Consider the following 18,907-nt stretch of genomic DNA (forward strand, 5'->3'; position numbering starts at 1 on the left):
GGATAAAAAATGTATAATCTTAGAGAAAAATTAATTTCTGAATTTAAGAAAATTGTCAAGGCTCCAGAATTTGAAGATGTATTTTATTTACTATCTCGTGGCGATTATTATATTGATTTATTCTATAATGTATACTACATCTTAAATGACTACGAAAATGATGAAGACATCCCCTTTGGATTTATCTATAATAATGAGTTTATTGAAACACGTGATGGTTTGTTTGAAGCTCGAGCAAAAGTTAAAAGAAAATTATCTTTAAATTCAGAAGCAATTGCTCAAGATATTTCCAAGATTTCGCTGAAGTTAAACACTTTATGTAGTCATATGATGTTTGATACAATCCAAAAAATATTAACGGAATATATCCCTGATTTAGAAAATGAAATACGATTGAAAAATGAAGAGGATGTTGATGTGCAAACTTATGCAGGTCTAGTTATAAACGGGATAAATGTATTAGGAATTGATTATGAAGATTTAATTTGTGGAGAAACAGATATAAAATTTATAAAAGAGAGATTGGGCCTTGATTCAAATCTACTGATAATGTCAGAGCAATATTGGTTTAACAGCTTAAATGATAAGACTAAAACATTAATAAATGCAGCTAATCAATATCTTAATAAAATGTATTTTTCAGAAGACAAAAAAGATATAATTGATTTTAGCCCCTTACTCTTTGATTTTCTAAAAGCGGTAGAAATTGAAATTTCTGAACATTTTAATTATTATTTTGATGGCATTTTAAAAACAGCATCAAGAATAATAAATAGTGATTTATCGAATGAAAAAAAACTTGAAAAAGATTTATGGAATCTAAAAAAAATAGCAAGTGGGATTAATAAATATAAAAAAGGATTCCGTCCTGATGGTGTTAAAACACTATTCTTCCTTTTGTATTATTTTGCTTTAGGTTCAAATTTAAAATCGATTTATCAGTTTCAATCTTATCTTCCTGAGAGAAAATTTGACCTTCTTAAAAAAGAGGATCGATTACTTAGGAACTTAGGAGGGCTTGGCTTTGATAGAAATAAACTTGTTCATGAGAAAATGATTTATAGCGAAAATGAGTTTGTACTCATTTACAATGACATCGTATTAGTTCTAAAATTATTAACCGAGTTAAAAAACTAAAAATGTTAAAAGAAAAAGTAGCCAGCTATTTTGAGAAATATCCTGATCTTAAAGTACTATTCTTTTTTGATTCTGAAAAAGAACATGAAGAAGAAATTCAAAAATGGCATTTGTCTGATGTTGAATTAATTGTTGCTGATCAGGCGCTGTTCAATATCAAATATCGTTTGGAGTATGAACTAAAAGACAAGAAAGTTTTGCTTTTTTTTCCTTATGATAAACCCACCACTGAACAATTCCGTCAGTTTGCGCTACTGGATATTCTGGAAGCTAATCTCGAACTCAAAATTGATGATGTCGCTGATCTGATACAAGAATATGGCTTAGCAAGTTATCATCGTAGTTTGGTCGGAAAATATATCAAGGAATTAAAACTCAAAAAAGTTCAACGAGTTCTTGCTAAAATCTTAAATGATTCCAACTTTGATGAACAGAATGTGAAACGTGGCCTGATTAGTTATTACCTTGGCTTTAACAATATTGTCGATCCTGGTTTATGTCTGGCAAAGATTTTTGTTTTAGCCGAGTCAGATAAAAATATTAATGAAATAGAAAAGAAACTGCTTAATATAGATGCTGTTGAACTAGTACAAAAATGGTTTAAACAGTATCTGGATTTAGATTCGGTTGAATTAGCTTATGAAAATATCCTGTCTGCAACACGTAAATTTAAATATAATATCCTGTTATTTGATATAAGGGAAACCAAAGATGATGACCCATACCAAAAACTAAAGATAACCCAGCCGGCAAAAATAAATAAACTTTATTCGTTGCTTAATGACTGGCAGAATAATCCAAAGTTTTCTGAAAAGCTTGACTATGTTCTGGACACATTAGCCGATGATGTTAAATATGAACCAGTTTTTAGCTGCTATGGTTCTGACCTGAATTTCCCGGTAGTTACAGAAAAGATGGCTGAATATATTATACACAGAGTCATCAGTATACTATCGCATCAGCCAGGCCAGGCAATTGAGTTGTGTAGCAAAATGATGGGAAAATTAAGTTCCTTGGCAAAACAAATGAGTAAAACAATTGATTCCATTTCCTTCGCTGCTCATTTTTACAAAGAGAAAAATGCCATCACCACTTATATCCTGAACAGACCTGTTGAATATGTAAATGCCTATACAAATGATTTTGTCAAAATCGATTTTTATTACCGTAAAGCGTTGCATAAACTCTTACAATCTGAAGTTCAAATTAATATAGATAAACTGGAACTTCATGGTTTCTATCAGGAGTTGCACAAGGATTATGAAGCATATTTATTAGATCTGAATAAACAATGGATGAAATGTCTTGAAGAAAATAGTTTTAACTTTAAATCGATTGACTCCCCAAAACAGTATGGTTTTTATAATCATTACTTAAAAGACAGTGAACATAAAACAGCGGTAATCATTTCTGATGGTTTACGTTATGAAGCGGCAGAAGAGTTGTTAAATGCTTTACACAGCGATACAAAAAATCAATCCAAAATAAGCCATATGATTACATCTGTCCCATCGAATACGAAAATGGGTATGTCCAACCTTTTACCCAATAATGGGATCACCTGGAATAAAGGCAACTATGCCATTAATGGAATTTCTACCGAAGGACTTGTAAATCGTCAGAAAATATTGCAATCATATGATCCGGATTCAGCAGCCATTCAATATACAGATCTGATTAAGATGGAACAATCCGAAGCAAGAGCATTATTTAAGAAAAAAATTGTTTATATCTATCATAATAATATTGATGCCACCGGTGATGACAGGAAAACAGAAAACAAGGTATTTGATGCAGTTGAGAAAACTATCAAGGATATTGAAGCAATCGTTCGAAAAATTCATTCATCCTGGAATGTCTCAAGGGTATTGATAACTGCCGATCATGGTTTTATCTATCAATATTCCAAATTAAATGACGCCATGTTTGAAAGCCTTCCAAAAGAAAAAACAGAGGTTACACATAATCGTTTTACCATCTCGTCTGGGAAAGAGAATAAAACGAATACTTTTCCAATAAAAAATACAACTGTTTTGGATGAAGATTTATATGTAACCATTCCTACAGCGATAAATCGTTTCAAACATCAGGGTAGCAGTACACAATATGTTCATGGCGGTGCCAGTTTACAAGAAGTAATTGTTCCTGTTATCGAAAGTAGCCGTAAAAGAGAAGAAGTGGCAGAAAAAGTTAAATTTACGTTGTTAAACAAAGAGCTGGTTATTATTTCCGGTGCTTTAAAAATTAAAATACTTCAGACTGATTTAATCAACAAAGATATTAAACCACGCTCAATTTTTATTGGGCTTTATAACAGCACTAATGAGTTAATATCAAATACCTCTGACATGTCTTTAGATTCAACTGCTGCAGCTCCATCGGGTAGAACCAAGGAGTTGATAATAAATTTGACTAACAACGCGTCAAATGTTTCCTTTTGTTATCTGATTATTTATGACCTTATGGATGATCCGGATAAATTAAACCCGTTGATAAAACAGAAGGTAATCAATAAATCATTAATTGAAACGGATTTTTAGATGAGTTTACAGGATAAAATTTTTAAGAATTTCGAAGGCAAAGTTGTTCGCAAAGATTTGACAAAAACAATAAAAGGAAATGCTGTTGTGCCAAGCTATGTGCTTGAATACTTATTGGGTCAACATTGCGCATCTTTCGATCAGGATATTATTGATCAGGGTTTGGTAAAAGTGAAGTCTGTTATTAAAGATCATTTTGTCCACCGAGATGAGGCTGAATATGTAAAATCAACTATTAAAGAAAAAGGCGAACATCGTATTATAGATAAACTAACAGCGACATTAAATGAGAAAAAAGATATTTACGAAGCCACTTTTTCGAATCTTGGTATATCTAAAGTTCAAATTAGCAGTGATCTTATAAAAAAACACAAACGACTACTTTCCGGCGGTGGAGTTTGGTGTATTATTAATATGGGGTATTTAGCAAGCGAGGAGTCTGATTCATCGCCATGGATAATTGACAGTTTAAAACCGATTCAAATTTCCAGTGTGGATATTGAAGAATTTATCAACCTACGGGTGGACTTTACAAAAGAGGAGTGGGTTGATTTACTCATCAGTAGCATGGGTCTCGAGCCTGAACATTTTAATTTTAGAAGTAAACTGCTACAAATAGCCCGGTTAATTCCTTTCTGTGAAAACAACTTCAATTTTATCGAATTAGGACCCAAAGGAACAGGCAAGTCGCACATCTTCTCAGAGCTATCTCCCCATGGTATTTTGGTTTCTGGTGGCGATGTTTCTCAAGCGAAGCTTTTTGTAAATAATTCAAATAATAAGATTGGTCTTGTTGGTTTTTGGGATGTAATCACTTTTGATGAATTTGCCGGTAGTACTAAAAAGCCGGATAAGAAATTAGTTGATATAATGAAAAATTATATGGCCAATAAATCATTTTCGCGAGGCCGCGATGTTTTGGGAGCAACAGCTGCTTTTGCGTTTGTTGGAAACACGGAGCACGCAGTTCCTTATATGCTTAAGAATTCAAATCTTTTTGATGCGTTACCAAAGGCATATTATGATTCTGCTTTCTTGGATCGATTGCATCTATACATCCCTGGCTGGGAAATAAGTAAATTGCGCAACGAAATGTTTACAGACAGTTATGGTTTTATAGTGGATTACCTTGCTGAGATCTTAAAAGAAATGCGGAAAGAGGATTATTCATCTTTTGCTGAAAAATTTGTTGATCTTGATTCCTCCTTAACAACCCGTGACCGGGAAGGCATTCTAAAAACATTTTCAGGTTTGGCAAAAATTTTATATCCCGGAGGCACTATTTCCTATGAAGAAACTATTGAGTTAATAGAATTTGCAATGGAGAGTCGAAAACGGGTAAAGGACCAGCTCATCAAAATGGATGACACCTTTGAAAATGTCTCTTTCGTTTATCATGATAAACGAAAAAATAAAGAAATAAGAATTGAGACCCTCGAAAATATCAAACATCTTCACATTCAGCCAGATGATGAAAGTGAAGAAAATGCAGATGTAGAAAACGAGCCTAAGAAAGAAACTTTTCAAGCAAAACCAGGGCAAATAATTCTTAGTGATAATCAGGAAGGCGTGTCGTTTAAAATGTTGTTTGCCGCTTATCTAAAAGAAGCGACCGAGATAAAGCTAGTAGATCCTTATATAAGATATCCACATCAATTTAGATTGTTGTTAGAGTTTTGCTCACTTCTCGCGGAATTGAAAGAAGAAGATCAGGAAATAAACTTAGAAGTAATCTCCTGGAATGAACCGGATGAAAAATTGAATGAAAGTATTGAAAACTTTAAAGAAGTTGCAGAGTCCGTTTTTGATTTAGGCATTCACATGGAATATGACATGAATCCAAATGTTCATGATCGATCTATCCGCGCAAATAATGGTTGGAAAATAATCTTGGGTCGCGGACTGGATATTTATCTAAAACCTGAAGGACGTTTTAATATTGCAGATGTTATGCCGGAAAAAAGAAAATGTAAAGCCTGTGAGATAACTTATATAAGACAATAACCTGCTAGGACAATTAAAATGGATAAGGGCGCAAAGTCAGAAAGTGATAATACCTTCACCGCAAGGTGTAGATTATTACAATCCATTCACCGAGAAACAATCTTAAAAGAATATTATGGTAAAGGTCCTCATCCGAATAGCCCAAATAAATATGGAAACATGTTGATAAATGGTGAAAAAAGCGGATCCAACTTTTTAAATGATTACACTTTCCAATATGTTAAATTCAAAGTTTTAGAAAAACAGATCAATCCCGTTTTAACAATTGATGAGCACCGCCTTTTTAATAACATGCTTTCCAGCATGCCAATGGCCTTTAACCTGTTTGGCTTAATTCGAAAATTTCTTGAAGATCAAAACCCTGTTGCTACAGAGATCATTAAAGCCGCTTTTCCAAGTATTGAGTGGATAGATAAAGTTTCTTTTCTGGATGTGGAATTTATTCCACGACCAATTCCAAATTACACAAATGATAAGTCTGCTTTTGATGTTATGATTCTTGCCAAAGATGGAAAAGGAAAAGAAGGAATAATAAGTATTGAAACCAAATACACTGATTTGTTAGGCTCTAACTCATCCTCTCAAAAAGAACCAGATATTAAAAAGAAGTTGATTAAGGAAGAAAGGATATTTTCTGATCCAGCATATGTACCAGAAAAATACAGTCAGCTAGACCGTAATTTCCTTTTGACACTTGCCTATAAAAAAGTACATAAATTGAAATACTTTGAACATGTGATTCTTTCTCCAAAGGAAGATCATCATTCCCACAAAGAGATCAGCGCTTTTAAAGAGATTTTGAATACAGAATTTAAAAATAAAATCATAAAAGTAGATATTGAAGAGTTTGTTGAGAGAACTAATAACTGCAATTCTGAAGAATATGAAAAATTGATTAATAAGTTTTATACAAGGTACTTGGATTTTTCTATGTTTAGCTAAAACTAAGGAATTAAAATGATTTACTTTACATTTGCAGGTAATCATGATGATTTAAAACCTGATGATACTCTAGGTGCCTTATTCAATATTTATGCTTCTTTCAAAGACAGTATCACTGATGTTTATATTCTAGTTTCCCCAACAAACCTTAAAACAAAAGTTAGTTACAAAAAAATAGCTGATAAAAATCGTTCACGAATTCTATCAATTAATCCTAAAGTCAATGTAAATCTGATTCCTATTGAGTTAACCAATCCTGTAGAATTTAATGTTGTTTATCCTCGGTTGCTGGTGACTATTCAGGATATAATTCAAAAGGCCAAAATAGAAGGCGAAAAGAAGATAATAAATATTACTTCAGGCACACCAACCATGTCAACTTGTTGGGTTTTGCTACAACAATCTGGTATTATTAAAAATGCAGAATTGATTCAATCATTCGAACCGGCTTATGCTAGGGAAAAGGGGAAGTCGTATCAAGTTGTAGAATTTCCCACAGATGATTTTCCAAAGGTAACAGCACCCGATTCAATAAAAGCAGAACTTACAGCCCTAAAACGTGAATCAGATCATCTTAAGGAAAGAGTTACCAACTTTGATTTAAAAGAAAGTATTCCTTTGCTAATAGGAAGTTCACCACCCATTAAAGAGGTTAAAGAGCAGATCACCCAGGATATTGATCAAACAACGCATGTACTGATTACTGGAGAAAGGGGAACGGGAAAAGAAGTTGTTGCCCAGTCCATTTGGCAGCGATATAAAAAAGAACAGGATAAAGAATTAACCACTAGGGATTGTAGCGTTTTTGCTGAAGGCCTTATAGCCTCAGAGATTTTTGGTCATAAAAAAGGGGCCTTTACGGGAGCTGTCGAAAATAAAGTTGGTATAATAGAATCATGTAATGGAAAGATGCTGTTTTTAGATGAAATAGGCAACTTACCGATAACTGCTCAACAGAATCTTTTGCGCTATTTGTCCGCTGGACAAATACAGATAACCGGGGGAGATACAAAAGATGTACAAACGCAGATCATTGCTGCTACCAATAAGGATATCAATGATTTCCAAATTTTTGCCCAAGACTTGAAAGACCGCTTTGATGAAGTCATCCATCTTTCTCCATTACGTGAACGAAAAGAAGATATACCAGACCTGATCAATTATTTTTTAAACAGATCACCAAAGGCAACAATTCTGAAAAAAGAGGTAATTGATTTTCTACTCGAACATGATTGGCCGGACAATGTTCGTGGTCTTGAAAAATGGATATCCAGTCTCATGCGTAAATTTAAAAACGGAGGGGAGATAGCGTTAAGCGATATTCCAGAACGTTATAAAAAGGATATGGAAGTAAAGGAAGAAGACGTTGATGACTATCTGCCGGATCTTCCATTGCCTGTTCCATTGCAACCAGACTATGTAGAATTGATTCGAGAAAAGGCTCGACAAATTGCTAACGGGAAAAGTTCGGAAGTTGACAAATTATTAAAACAAAATCCTGGAACTGAAAAGCAACGTCAGTATAATAAACGGAAAAATTAGAATTTATGGATTATTTTGAGAATATAATCAAACGTGTAGTTGAAGAGGATGGATATTGGGTAAGACAATCATTTAAAGTAAATTTGACAAAAAAAGAAAAACGAGCAATTGGTAAACCAACAATTCCTCGACCTGAAATTGATATTGTTGGTTATAGGGCAAACACGAATGAGCTACTTGTTCTTGAAGTTAAATCGTTTCTTGATAGTGTTGGAGTTAGATTTAAAGAGCTTGCTGAAAACTTTGAAATTCCTACAGGGAGATATAAAATGTTTACCTGTAAAAAGTATCGGGAAGTAGTATTTAAAAGATTAGTATCAGATTTAGTCGAAAAGCAACTTATTTTACCTGAGCCTAAGCTTTCATTTGGATTAGCAGCAGGAAATATATTTATAAAGGAACAGGAACAACTAAAAACTTTTTTTAAGGCAAAGTCCTGGGTTCTTTATACGCCACAAATGATAACAAAAGCGATTGAAAAACTTGCACATATTCCATACGAGAATGACCCATATGTCATATCATCAAAAATAATGATGAAGAATAAGCTGGGTAAAAGGTATTCAAAGCTTGGAAAAAGAATATAAGTGGCAACAAATAGAAGTAATTGAAAAGAAAGATCGCGAAGAAATCTTAAAATCGATCTGTGTGATGAACTTGAAAAAATCACCTGGTACCACCGCGACAGTTAATGATGAATTAGATCAGGTCGCAAAGGAAGATAAAACCTATTTAAACAGTCAGTTTAACTTGTATGATCCTGATATCATTATTTGTTGTAGCAGGGTAGTCTCAGATCTATTTCATGAGTTGATCGAGTTCCCTGAAAAGCCCGACTGGAAAATGACATCCCGAGGAGTTTGGTATCATTCTTACAAACCTGGTAAATTTGTTATCTCATATTTGCACCCTCAAGCTCACGTTCCCGGGAATATGTTATACTATACGCTGTTAGATGCGGTTAAAGAGATCCGGGAAGGGTATTAATTGAAAAATGTTGATCTTAAATGTAAATATTCAACTTATTTTACTGGTATAAGCATATAATGTTTATTTTGACAAACCAAGATAATCAGCTGCTTCTTCTATATTAAAAAAAAGACTTTTCCTTCTTGACAACCAGCCGCTCAATATTTTGTAAAGACAGAAATATCTTTTCTAATATATCAGACTCTATAGGGGTGTTTCGTAAAGATGGGAAACCTCGAAAACCGCATGCAAACCCAAAATCGAACTGGTTTGGTAAAGAAGTAATAAAATCCAATTTTGTGCTGAAGGAGGTGATTGAGTAAAAGAAGAGCCCATATTATCATTCAGGGCTTCCTTTTTCCAACTCATCTTTCAACCTCCAGAACTGATCAAACAAAGCACTACTCAACATCATAGCCATAGTACTACCATCCTGCTTCAAGAATTTCTGAACACCCTCAATAACACCCAACAAGATATTCAGCTCATTTTTCACACCTTCTTTCATAACAACCCCACTAATGTTCAACATACTTTTCTTATGCCAGTTTTTATGGCATAAGAAGAGTGATAAGCCTATCAATCAAAAGGGAAGGAGGAGCATTGTGGAAAAAAATAATCCTGCCTAGAAATATCATCCTCACTATACAACCCCGCTTCAACAGCCACGAACAGAAACTCATTCTGAAGTACAACCTATCCGGCACAAACTGGATACTAAAGCTAATCCTGAATATCGCCCGCCGTTATGCCCGGATCAAAATCACCGCTACAAAAATAATCATCCCGCTTCAATCCGATATGCCCTACAGAATAGAAGATATTTCAGGACATGATATAACCATTAACCTAAAAAGGAGATAAACAGATGACCCAGGAAACCCAAACAAAGATAGAGAAAGGCGCTGTCATTGCATCCGTCATAGTATCAGGTGTGCAGCTGGCCCTTCAGGTCACAGGATTGTTTCGCGGAAAGGCCTAGCGACATGATGCCACCGGAAACAGAAGATAATGTCGTGGATGTGTCACTCAAGCATATAGTTTTGGCCTTTGGCGGTATTCTTTTTGGCACCGCCGTTGTGGGCACAACCATTGTGCTGGTACGTGACCATATCCGCTTCAAACGGCAGAAGTCATTTTTTGACAGCTTCAGCAACCTGATAAATTCCATTACCAATATTGGAGGAAATAAATGGAAAAAAGAGTAGACGGATATTTTATCAGCAATGATGAAGTAAACAAAGGCAAGAGGATACTTACATATGTAGGGATTGGAACAATTGCCTGGAAAGTAATGCGCTTCATAATTGCATCACCGGTGAGATAAGCCATGGCCACAAAGTTGAGATTTAATGTTAACTCACAGGCAATCGCCAAAACAGCCAGCCTGATCTCCAACAGCGTTTTATTAACAGCAAACGCATACCTGATTGGAACAGGCTTTGCCAACAGCTTTCGCGAGCAGAAAACAATGAGCCGCAACCAGAACCTGCAATTGACAGCTGAGATTGCCACATCCATTGCTTCACTCACCAGGGTAATTACCGACACCCTCAACAAGCATAATAACAATGAGAGCGGTTAAGTACTACCCGCCCGAATCCCGTCGCTACCTTCAGCAGAACCTACAATGCATCTACTGTGGAAATACCACAGCTTTCTTCATCGATCTCAAGCTCAGGCACCAGGTCATTATTCAAAGTGACAACTCCATTCTTGTTGAACCATCCAAAACAACAGAGAAAGTCTTTCATTCCATTGCTACCAATATGGATATGGTTTTGGATAATGACAATGAAGTGATCAACTGCGCTAATTGTAAGAATCCCGGTGTAGACCGTCAGGAACGCCTGCTGGACTATTGCTGGCAAGTGGGTTGTCCCGGCTGTGATGTCTGCGGCAGCTATATAGATAAGGAAGATCTTATTGAGACCTGCACAGAATGCCTCAGGGAAAACAAAGGAAAAATCGAAGAGGAAGACTGCGCTTATCAATGCATGTATTATGATAATGGTCTTGAAGCAGTACGCAGGCATTACGAGATGACATTGGAAGAGTTAAAGCGGGATGCGGGTTATTAGCAGACGACAATGAGGACTTAGTTTAATCGAGTCCTCATTTTTTCTGGTGATACAAGAAATAATTATCCACTAATTTCACGAATTATCACGGAAAAGAAAAACTATAAAAGTTATTGAAAATCCGTTGAGCGAATTGTGCGAAATCTACGGATAAAAAATCAGTGAAAATCCATGTCTATCCGTGGTTAAAAAAAAGCGAGAAAATTAAAATGCTGAAAACGACAAAGGATAAAAAGGGATGGTTATTACCCTACCTGGTTTCACTAGACCTGATGTTCTATAAAAGGTGGGATTACTGGCTGAACATATGTAGCAAAAACATGATTCCGGAAGAACCTATTCCTTATATTGAGTTCCATCCCATCCATGAGTATCCCAAAAAAGAAGTGCAGAAGAATTTAAAGGATTGCCTGAAAGAAGCAGCTTATCAGCTCTCCCATCCGTTACATAGTTTTGTGGACTGGATACTGTGGGGTTTCAATTATGGAAAAGAATTTCCTGTTGGCGTTACTGAGAAGATTGATGATTATTGGTACCGTACGTTTAACCTGGGATTGTTTTACAGGGAACCGGCCGACCATTGGCCCGATCTGGCCATGGATGTGATGGGAAAGAATAACCCTCTCGGATTCTTTGCTACGCCAGGTGCTGTTGTTGAGATGATGGTCAAGATGCAGTTTGGTGGAGAGCCAAGCCACGAACATAAAAATAAGAGTGTTCTTGATCCGTGCTGTGGAACAGGCGGCATGCTGCTCTTTGCTTCCAACTATTCATTGAATCTATTCGGCCAGGACATCTCGCTATTGCTGACCAAGATAGCTATGATCAATGCCTTCATCTATATGCCCTGGATGGTTTCCAAACCAAAACATTTAAGTATATTTGATGTTCAGATCAGTGAAAAAGAATTCCCATCCGGTATAAAGATTCCGGTCTGTAATAACTGTGAACAGGAAAAACAGAGTTTTTATATGGATCTGCAAACCGATTACCAATGCGAAGTTTCCAACACAGGTCATTTCACTCTGGCCACACCAACCATCAGCAGCGATCTGATAAAAAGAAAACTAAAACCCGAAAACATTTCCTGCTCAGAATGCAGTAATCAAAAAGAGGAATATGCATGAGTATAATATGTATAGATTGCGGCAATAAACAGTTCTTTGACTGCGAGGTGGAAACCGTCATGCAGATCGAGATATCCGGAGAAGGCCTTTTGTTACAACCGGCCAAGTTTGAAGGCTGGAACTATGCTGAGGAAAATGTGCGCGACCAGGTAAAGGAAGCTGTACTGTCTACAGAAAAGATGAGCGCTGATGAATTGTCGATGGAAGATTATAATCCCTACTTGCGCTGCGCCGTCTGCTGCTCCGGATCAGTCTGCCGTCCTTTTTCAGACTGGTATCCCAGAAAGGCTTCAATAACCCTTGATGAAGAAATGCTAAAAAACAGAGAATCACTATTACAACTAAGAGGTGAAAGAAAAAGCCATGAAAATAAACTGCCCGTCCTGTGGCAACCATAAAAAGTTTTTGATTCCGCTCTGGGTGCGCGCCACCTTCAAGTTTACCGAAGAAGGCACTATTTCCATTCTGTATGTAAAACCTTTGGAATCTCTGGAGGAGAAACTGACCGACCAGGGTAAGACATCCTTCCAGCTCACTTGCCAGGAATGTGGTGATGATGCACTAATCAATTTCAATGAATATGAAAAGCTGGATAAGGAATCGGCAGAGCGAAAAGCACTGGAAGGGATTGGCTTATGAGCGAAGACTATAAAAGCCAGATCAATCAGCAGATTAAGGATGCTGTCAATCAATGGATAGAAGAGGTGAAACAAAAGCACCCAACGCTGCTTTTGACAAAACAGTGGAATGTATTATATCCCAAAGGTTTCCACGCCGGCAATAATATTATACCGGTGGTCAGCGGAAGTAAGAAGGGCAAACACCTGGTTGCAGAACTGAATATTTTCCTGCCCGATAACCTGGAACTTGACCTTAACAGTGTGGAACTGGTCTTAAAGAACGAACCCTATACTCAAAAGAAAAAATCCGCCGGTGGGCGGATACCGCGACCGATTGATGAACCGCTTGATACATTGAATGACATAATCCTGAGTGTAAACCAGTTCCTGCAAAACATCCATCTACCGGAATCCCCGCTTGTGAATCGGGTATCTTCTCCACAAAAAATCACACCACAATCAAAACAAATCAATATAAAACAGAGCAGCGCACCAGCTAATGTGGATGAAGTAAAGAAAGAACTACTCTATAGTCCTGCATTACCGGAATGGTACAGGACCATCGAAAGTCCATCGGTTAAGGCCGATCTTGCCCAAAAACTGGCGGAGAGTTTTGTCAGTTACCAGCAGCAGCTTGCCCGACCCCCGGCGGGGACAGGAAGAAAAATCGAGTTTGTGGAGTTCTTCAATATCTTCAGCGAGCATCTTAAAACACAGAATAAACTGCATCATTACTGCCGCTACAAAGGCCAGCCGGTAAAGCTCGACTCAAACAGTTTTTGCACCGAAAGCTTCTGCTCCAAGAAACCCTATAATTCAGTCTGTAACCAAACCACACTAAAATTTGGAGAACCGTAGTTATGTTATTTGAAATACAAACTTTCCTGCCCATTGCAGACAAAGTCTATGACCGAAAAACAACCATCGATATCCTGCACAACATATGTATCCGGGATGGATTTATGATGATGACCGATCTGAATATCTTTGTCCGGATGCCCATTAAAAATACCCGACAGTCAGACAGCCAGAATTATACATTGCCCATAAAAGTCCTCAAGAAAATACTTGCCACCAAACCTGCCACCCTAAGTATTGAAAAATCTACAGAAGATAAATTAAGTATAATGTTTGATGAGTGTCAGATTATCGTTTCTACCGAAAACACAGATGAATATCCGGCTTATCCAAAGAGTGAAGATTTTGAAAAGATTGCTGAGTGGAACCGTGATGTCTTTATGCAGCTGGCCAAGCAGATTACTTTCGCTTCGGTGGATATTATGCGTGTCTCACTGACAGGCATTCTCGTAAAACAGGATGAATATCTCAGTTCCGTAGCCACTGATGGTCATGTGCTACAGTGGATTAAAAACCTGGATACTGCCAATAAATGCCTGCACTTCAAAGAATACGAATGCATCATCCCGGCAAAAGTAATCAAAATAATAGCAAGATATGTGCAGTACAAAACAGAAGTCTGGCAGTCAGAGAAGTACCTGATGTTTAAGCTGGGCCATGGTATTGTGTTTGTGGTGCGAAAGATTGACGATCCTTATGTGGATTTCAAAAAAGTAATTCCTATCGAGCTGCCTAATACGCTCACCTTGAACAAAGACAAACTGTTAAAACATATAAAATCAGCCAAGAATTTTTCCAATTCCAACACAAATCAAGCTGAGCTTAAGGCTATGAATGGCTCCATTGAATTCAAATCTACGGATATTGATATGAACACAGAATATCATTCAACGATGGACGTAGAAAAAAGAGAAGGCGCTGAGATGGATGTAGCGCTTAATCTCGCTTTATTGGAAAAGAGCATAAACACTATGGACGGAAAATTAATCGAGTGGAAATTCATCGATGGCGATGGCCCCAATATTCTAAATAGTACAGATGATGAAAATGTGGTGAACCTGCTCATGCCGGTCAGGAGGAATGATGGATAATAACCTGGTCATAGACTTTGCTGAAAAGATCGAAGATAATATAGAAGATTTTAAACTGGATAGCCTCGACACAGAAACAAACTACACTGCTGCAAAGATTAAAGTAACCCGAGATCCCGAATCCAATAATCCCATAGTTTTCTATTCTCAGGAACTCTCCAGGAACTTCAAAGATCAATCTGACAAGTTTGGTAAAAGACATATTATCAAAGCCTTTACACCATCCAATATGGAAGCCATCGCTGATACAACATTGGAGCGAAAGTTTTCAGATACCATCCTGGCTTTCAAGAACCAGATCCCGGATTACTCACCCTTGTCGGATATCCACTCGGAGAAGATGAAACTGTTTCTGGATGAAGACTCGGCTACTTTCCTCTCTGATATCGGTATTAATATCGATGGGCTTGGTGAAGACTTTGGCGGTTTGCAAAGCGTATCGGCTAATCCCTTTATGGAAGATATAGCCTATAATGCCAGCCAGCTAAAATCAGAGTTAGCAGAACTACGTGGAAAATATATGCTGGTAAAAATCCAGATGTCGGAATCGTTTGAAGCTGACATAGATCCGCAGAGAATGAATGATAGTGACTTTGCTGAATGTATGGCCCTGGAAAATGTCAACGAAGGCCTTGTTCAGGCTTACCTGGCATTTAAGGAAAAAATAAAAGCATTGGAAAGTAAGCTTGGTATTGTCTCAACAGAGATATTCAATGAGACCAAATCCAAAATCCGTTTACCCAAATCACTGGAGGGACAAAACAATGCCTTATTACAAATATGATTTTGAGGGCTTGTGGTTTAGTATCTATAAACAGGTCCTCAAGCATAATGAAAACCTGGGTGATGACGGATTGGATAAGAACCAGTTACGTGAAGTGACCACTTCGATCTTTATTGCCCAAACATCCAAAGGTATGAATAAGCCTCTTATGATAAACAGTTTTATGGAGTCTGTTATAAAGAAAATCCAGTTTATAAAAGATAGAAAAAAACAGGAGAAAGTCTATAACACAATAAGTAAAATATTAAAGGAGGGATAAATGCCACTATTCGATTTTTCATGTTTGAGTTGTCACTATGTCTTTGAGAGAATCTGCGGTCTTGAGCAGGATTATCCTCCCTGTCCCATTTGTGGAGGTGAAACAGATAAAATAATGGGTGCTCCTGTCGCACACTTTAAAGGGAAGGGATTTCACTGTACGGATTATAACAGTAAGAAGCGTCGGGTATGAATAGCAAGTTACTCGAACAGAAGTGTCGTACTTTGCCACTTCGTTTTGAGAGTTATACTCGATTCCTTATTCCCGGTGTTATGAATCGGTATACAGGTGGCCATCAAGTGCCTTGAGTGAAGAAGAAATGAAAGCGCTGTATCAAAAGAAACAGCAAACGCAGAAACCTATAAATCAATTAATAAAGGAGGCGGTGCAAGAGTTTACCAGAAAGAAATTAACTGCTTGATACTCGTTTGTGTGCGAAGCGTTAAATGGAAAAACTCATAGTGAAATAGAAAAAAAAGAAGAGAATTGATCCTCTTCTTTTACTTTCCATTTCTGTACTTACGAACGGTTGTGTGACTGCAACCGATAAGTCCTGCTATCTCCCTGCTGCTCATATCCGGATATTTCTCAATATGAAATTTTACTACTTCCTGCAGCTGTCCATTGGATGTTGTAGAAATAACACTTTCCCTGATTTCCTTTTCCAACCAGCCAAAGAGTCCCAACATAGCCGGGATCAAAAATCCCACTGTGATTCCAATAATCAGAGCAAAGGTTCCGGGTGGTTTCCAGTCAATCATATACTTCACATTCAGTGTAATGCTGATTGTAGCAGCAAGTAATAGAATGATCTTGGCCGGAAGCAGTTGGATATGCTGCATGGAAAAATAGATTGAAGAATCTATGGCCAGGACAAGCAGGGTTGTGGTCACAAATGGAAACAATAATCCCTGGCCATATAAGGAAAGTATGGAATAGCAGTGTTCAAAGGTAGCCAAAAGGAAAAGAAGCGGAAGGATGGTTAACCAGATTTTACGCGATGACATAAGAAGCTCCAAAATATATATATACACTACTCTTATGCCGGAAAAGAAAGCAGTATTTACTTCTTGTCGGATACTTTTTGTATCAAATCGTTGGGAGAAATTTTAAGCTGTTCGGCCAGCTTGAAAAGGGTTGTTATGGTAGGCTGGCTGATACCCCTTTCCATAGAAGATATAAAATTACGTTCCAGACCACTTGCATAAGCCAGGGCTTCCTGGGACAGGTTATTCCGTAATCGTTCCTCTTTTAGCACTTCACCAAAGGTTACTGCTAATGTTAGTTTTTCTTTCATAAACCAAAGTAGCAATAATTATTTCCATTATCCGCCCACAATAGTGGGCAAAGCATTGTTTTATTTCATAGATTACGACTGTTGTTTATAGCGTGATTTTTGGTATAAGAAGAATGATAACTAACTATTTACTCATTAAGGAGATTACTTATGAAAAAGATGATCTTGATTTTATTGCTATTAATTAGTTTTTCAAATGCAGGTGAATGGGCCACGTTGGTAACGAACGGTACACGTGAAATGGTGTATAAAGAATCCGGTAAACCTATCGCCAGTATAAGTAAAGGTCCTGCAATGATGTGGACTATGCATGTCCTTAATTACGATCAAGAAGCCACGTTCTTAATACTGTACATAGACGGTAAAGGTAAAGGAGTTTGCCCAATCAAACTGGCGACTCACGGATTAACAAAAATTTACATTGCTGAGGAAATTATACAAGCTATGAAGAGAGGAAACCGTCTAATGTTTGAGGACAAAGACACACACGTAATGCTACGATATGATCTAAAGGGTTTCACAAAAGCCTTCAACCAAACATTTTAAAATAGTCCTCAATGAGCTTTTATTTCATTGGTTTCATTAAAATTTGAATACAGCCGCCTCGGCTGGGGATAAGTATGGCGATTTCTTCTTCAATACTTTTTTTATTGGCGATTTAGCCCGGGAAATATTTGGGGCGATTGGTGAAGAAAAACTACAATTAATTTATTAACTGGAGAAGAAAATGAAGGTTCTAATTTATAAAAGCTTAGCTGGTGGATTATTATTTACGGTGCTTTCGATGATACATGTATCCCTTCTGAGCTCGATATCGATAAAAAGCAATTGGTTAGTAATTCCGTTTTTCATAATCGCTTTCATACTAATTTTCATGTTTATGGTTGCCAATAAGTATCTTCGGTCATTATCTAGTAAAGTGGTAAAAACAACTATAATAGCAATAACATCTATTTTTTCAATATTGGTTGCAATGTCAACAGTTGTCGATGGAGACCCAGAGTTTCTATTCAAAATGGTTTTCTCATTCTTTGTAACATATACAAGCTTCACGTTTTTAGTTTTCGCAATTCACATGGTTTATAATTGGATTACAAAAGGAGATAAAAATGAAGATCAAGAACTTACTACCAAACATAGTTCAAACATCCTTTAGTTTATTGGTATTGATTTGTCTTGGTGAAATATTACTCTTTGAAGGGTATCAAAGGTATAACCAAATCAAACCAAATATTTTTACGGTTCTAGTTATCTTTGGATTACTATTAAGTGTATTTTTTCTATTTCTTTGGATATTGTTTAATTATCATCGCCAAGTGTTTTCACAGGCGTGGCAAAGAATATTAAAATTGATATCAGGTGTCTTAAGCCCACTTACAGTGTATATAATTTATAGTATAAACCATGGTTTGGTTAGTGACCACTTTAGGGAGGGGTTTGAGGCGTTAAAGGTTATAGAAAAGGTATTTGTTGTTTTGGGTGCAATTATTGGTACATATGTACTTGTTGTTGCAATTGCCTTAATAATCCAAATGATTATTGGATGGGTTTTCGCCGGGGTTAAACGAGAGAAATTGTAAAAGAGAATTGGTTCAAAACCTAAATCAATAACAAGGGCGGTCCTCCATAAGTAGTTCATATTCTATAAGAACAAAT

The 18,907-nt window shown here is 36.7% G+C and carries 26 protein-coding genes; 22 read left to right on the plus strand and 4 right to left on the minus strand.

Annotated elements, in window-relative coordinates:
• The first annotated feature begins 9 nt into the window (after nt 1–9).
• Genes HND50_17135 through HND50_17165 form a run of 7 tightly spaced genes read left to right on the plus strand, consistent with a single transcriptional unit; the run spans nt 10 to nt 9,152 of the window.
• Complete coding sequence (locus HND50_17135) at nt 10–1,137, plus strand: hypothetical protein (GenBank protein NOG46970.1); 1,128 nt, start codon at nt 10–12, stop codon at nt 1,135–1,137.
• A gap of 2 nt (nt 1,138–1,139) precedes the next feature.
• Entirely contained in the window at nt 1,140–3,677 is a 2,538-nt protein-coding gene (gene pglZ / locus HND50_17140) for a BREX-1 system phosphatase PglZ type A (protein ID NOG46971.1), read from the plus strand.
• On the plus strand, nt 3,678–5,681 hold the full coding sequence (gene brxL / locus HND50_17145; protein ID NOG46972.1) for a BREX system Lon protease-like protein BrxL: 2,004 nt from the start codon (nt 3,678–3,680) through the stop codon (nt 5,679–5,681).
• 18 nt (nt 5,682–5,699) lie between these two features.
• A complete protein-coding gene (locus HND50_17150) occupies nt 5,700–6,623 on the plus strand; it encodes a hypothetical protein (GenBank protein ID NOG46973.1) in 924 nt (307 codons plus the stop codon).
• Between the two features lie 15 nt (nt 6,624–6,638).
• Nucleotides 6,639–8,165, plus strand: coding sequence for a sigma 54-interacting transcriptional regulator (locus HND50_17155; GenBank protein ID NOG46974.1), 1,527 nt, complete (start codon nt 6,639–6,641; stop codon nt 8,163–8,165).
• 5 nt (nt 8,166–8,170) lie between these two features.
• Complete coding sequence (locus HND50_17160) at nt 8,171–8,752, plus strand: hypothetical protein (protein ID NOG46975.1); 582 nt, start codon at nt 8,171–8,173, stop codon at nt 8,750–8,752.
• On the plus strand, nt 8,736–9,152 hold the full coding sequence (locus HND50_17165; protein ID NOG46976.1) for a hypothetical protein: 417 nt from the start codon (nt 8,736–8,738) through the stop codon (nt 9,150–9,152). Before HND50_17160 ends, HND50_17165 begins: the two co-directional genes overlap by 17 nt.
• A 186-nt stretch (nt 9,153–9,338) precedes the next feature.
• On the opposite strand, the gene HND50_17170 is transcribed toward HND50_17165, so the two are convergent.
• Together HND50_17170 and HND50_17175 are read right to left on the minus strand one after the other, a co-directional pair.
• Nucleotides 9,339–9,503, minus strand: coding sequence for a hypothetical protein (locus HND50_17170; GenBank protein ID NOG46977.1), 165 nt, complete (start codon nt 9,501–9,503; stop codon nt 9,339–9,341).
• Nucleotides 9,475–9,642 (minus strand): hypothetical protein, encoded by a 168-nt coding sequence (locus tag HND50_17175; protein NOG46978.1) that lies wholly within the window; start codon nt 9,640–9,642, stop codon nt 9,475–9,477. The genes HND50_17170 and HND50_17175 overlap by 29 nt, the downstream gene beginning before the upstream one ends.
• 95 nt (nt 9,643–9,737) lie before the next feature.
• Between HND50_17175 and HND50_17180 the strand changes: the two genes are divergently transcribed.
• The 12 genes from HND50_17180 (at nt 9,738) to HND50_17235 (ending at nt 16,146) form a co-directional block, all read left to right on the plus strand.
• Entirely contained in the window at nt 9,738–9,998 is a 261-nt protein-coding gene (locus tag HND50_17180; protein ID NOG46979.1) for a hypothetical protein, read from the plus strand.
• A gap of 122 nt (nt 9,999–10,120) precedes the next feature.
• Nucleotides 10,121–10,342 (plus strand): hypothetical protein, encoded by a 222-nt coding sequence (locus tag HND50_17185; GenBank protein ID NOG46980.1) that lies wholly within the window; start codon nt 10,121–10,123, stop codon nt 10,340–10,342.
• Nucleotides 10,343–10,464: 122 nt separating this feature from the next.
• Nucleotides 10,465–10,719, plus strand: coding sequence for a hypothetical protein (locus HND50_17190; protein NOG46981.1), 255 nt, complete (start codon nt 10,465–10,467; stop codon nt 10,717–10,719).
• Nucleotides 10,720–10,933: 214 nt separating this feature from the next.
• Nucleotides 10,934–11,215 carry a hypothetical protein gene (locus HND50_17195; GenBank protein ID NOG46982.1) on the plus strand — a complete coding sequence of 94 codons (282 nt, stop codon included), beginning with the start codon at nt 10,934–10,936 and terminating at the stop codon, nt 11,213–11,215.
• 209 nt (nt 11,216–11,424) lie between these two features.
• Nucleotides 11,425–12,342 (plus strand): SAM-dependent DNA methyltransferase, encoded by a 918-nt coding sequence (locus HND50_17200; GenBank protein NOG46983.1) that lies wholly within the window; start codon nt 11,425–11,427, stop codon nt 12,340–12,342.
• 59 nt (nt 12,343–12,401) lie between these two features.
• Nucleotides 12,402–12,740 (plus strand): hypothetical protein, encoded by a 339-nt coding sequence (locus HND50_17205; GenBank protein NOG46984.1) that lies wholly within the window; start codon nt 12,402–12,404, stop codon nt 12,738–12,740.
• Nucleotides 12,741–12,747: 7 nt separating this feature from the next.
• Complete coding sequence (locus HND50_17210) at nt 12,748–12,981, plus strand: hypothetical protein (protein NOG46985.1); 234 nt, start codon at nt 12,748–12,750, stop codon at nt 12,979–12,981.
• A gap of 65 nt (nt 12,982–13,046) precedes the next feature.
• Nucleotides 13,047–13,820, plus strand: a complete 774-nt coding sequence (locus HND50_17215) for a hypothetical protein (protein NOG46986.1) — start codon at nt 13,047–13,049, stop codon at nt 13,818–13,820.
• 2 nt (nt 13,821–13,822) lie between these two features.
• Nucleotides 13,823–14,911 (plus strand): hypothetical protein, encoded by a 1,089-nt coding sequence (locus tag HND50_17220; protein ID NOG46987.1) that lies wholly within the window; start codon nt 13,823–13,825, stop codon nt 14,909–14,911.
• Nucleotides 14,904–15,695, plus strand: a complete 792-nt coding sequence (locus HND50_17225; GenBank protein NOG46988.1) for a hypothetical protein — start codon at nt 14,904–14,906, stop codon at nt 15,693–15,695. The genes HND50_17220 and HND50_17225 overlap by 8 nt, the downstream gene beginning before the upstream one ends.
• Complete coding sequence (locus HND50_17230; protein ID NOG46989.1) at nt 15,676–15,954, plus strand: hypothetical protein; 279 nt, start codon at nt 15,676–15,678, stop codon at nt 15,952–15,954. Before HND50_17225 ends, HND50_17230 begins: the two co-directional genes overlap by 20 nt.
• Nucleotides 15,955–16,146 carry a hypothetical protein gene (locus HND50_17235; protein ID NOG46990.1) on the plus strand — a complete coding sequence of 64 codons (192 nt, stop codon included), beginning with the start codon at nt 15,955–15,957 and terminating at the stop codon, nt 16,144–16,146.
• 308 nt (nt 16,147–16,454) lie between these two features.
• Here the strand turns inward: HND50_17235 and HND50_17240 are convergent, their stop codons facing one another.
• The gene (locus HND50_17240) at nt 16,455–16,961 is read right to left on the minus strand and encodes a hypothetical protein (protein ID NOG46991.1); all 507 of its coding nucleotides are present in this window, start codon (nt 16,959–16,961) and stop codon (nt 16,455–16,457) included.
• A gap of 56 nt (nt 16,962–17,017) precedes the next feature.
• Nucleotides 17,018–17,266, minus strand: a complete 249-nt coding sequence (locus HND50_17245; GenBank protein NOG46992.1) for a helix-turn-helix transcriptional regulator — start codon at nt 17,264–17,266, stop codon at nt 17,018–17,020.
• Nucleotides 17,267–17,401: 135 nt separating this feature from the next.
• Here HND50_17245 and HND50_17250 point away from each other — a divergent pair, with 135 nt between their 5' ends.
• The 3 genes from HND50_17250 (at nt 17,402) to HND50_17260 (ending at nt 18,831) form a co-directional block, all read left to right on the plus strand.
• The gene (locus HND50_17250) at nt 17,402–17,797 is read left to right on the plus strand and encodes a hypothetical protein (protein ID NOG46993.1); all 396 of its coding nucleotides are present in this window, start codon (nt 17,402–17,404) and stop codon (nt 17,795–17,797) included.
• 181 nt (nt 17,798–17,978) lie between these two features.
• Nucleotides 17,979–18,407, plus strand: a complete 429-nt coding sequence (locus HND50_17255; GenBank protein ID NOG46994.1) for a hypothetical protein — start codon at nt 17,979–17,981, stop codon at nt 18,405–18,407.
• Entirely contained in the window at nt 18,361–18,831 is a 471-nt protein-coding gene (locus tag HND50_17260) for a hypothetical protein (GenBank protein ID NOG46995.1), read from the plus strand. The genes HND50_17255 and HND50_17260 overlap by 47 nt, the downstream gene beginning before the upstream one ends.
• Nucleotides 18,832–18,907 lie beyond the last annotated feature (76 nt).

Source organism: Calditrichota bacterium (genome assembly GCA_013112635.1).
Lineage (GTDB): Bacteria > Calditrichota > Calditrichia > Calditrichales > J004 > JABFGF01.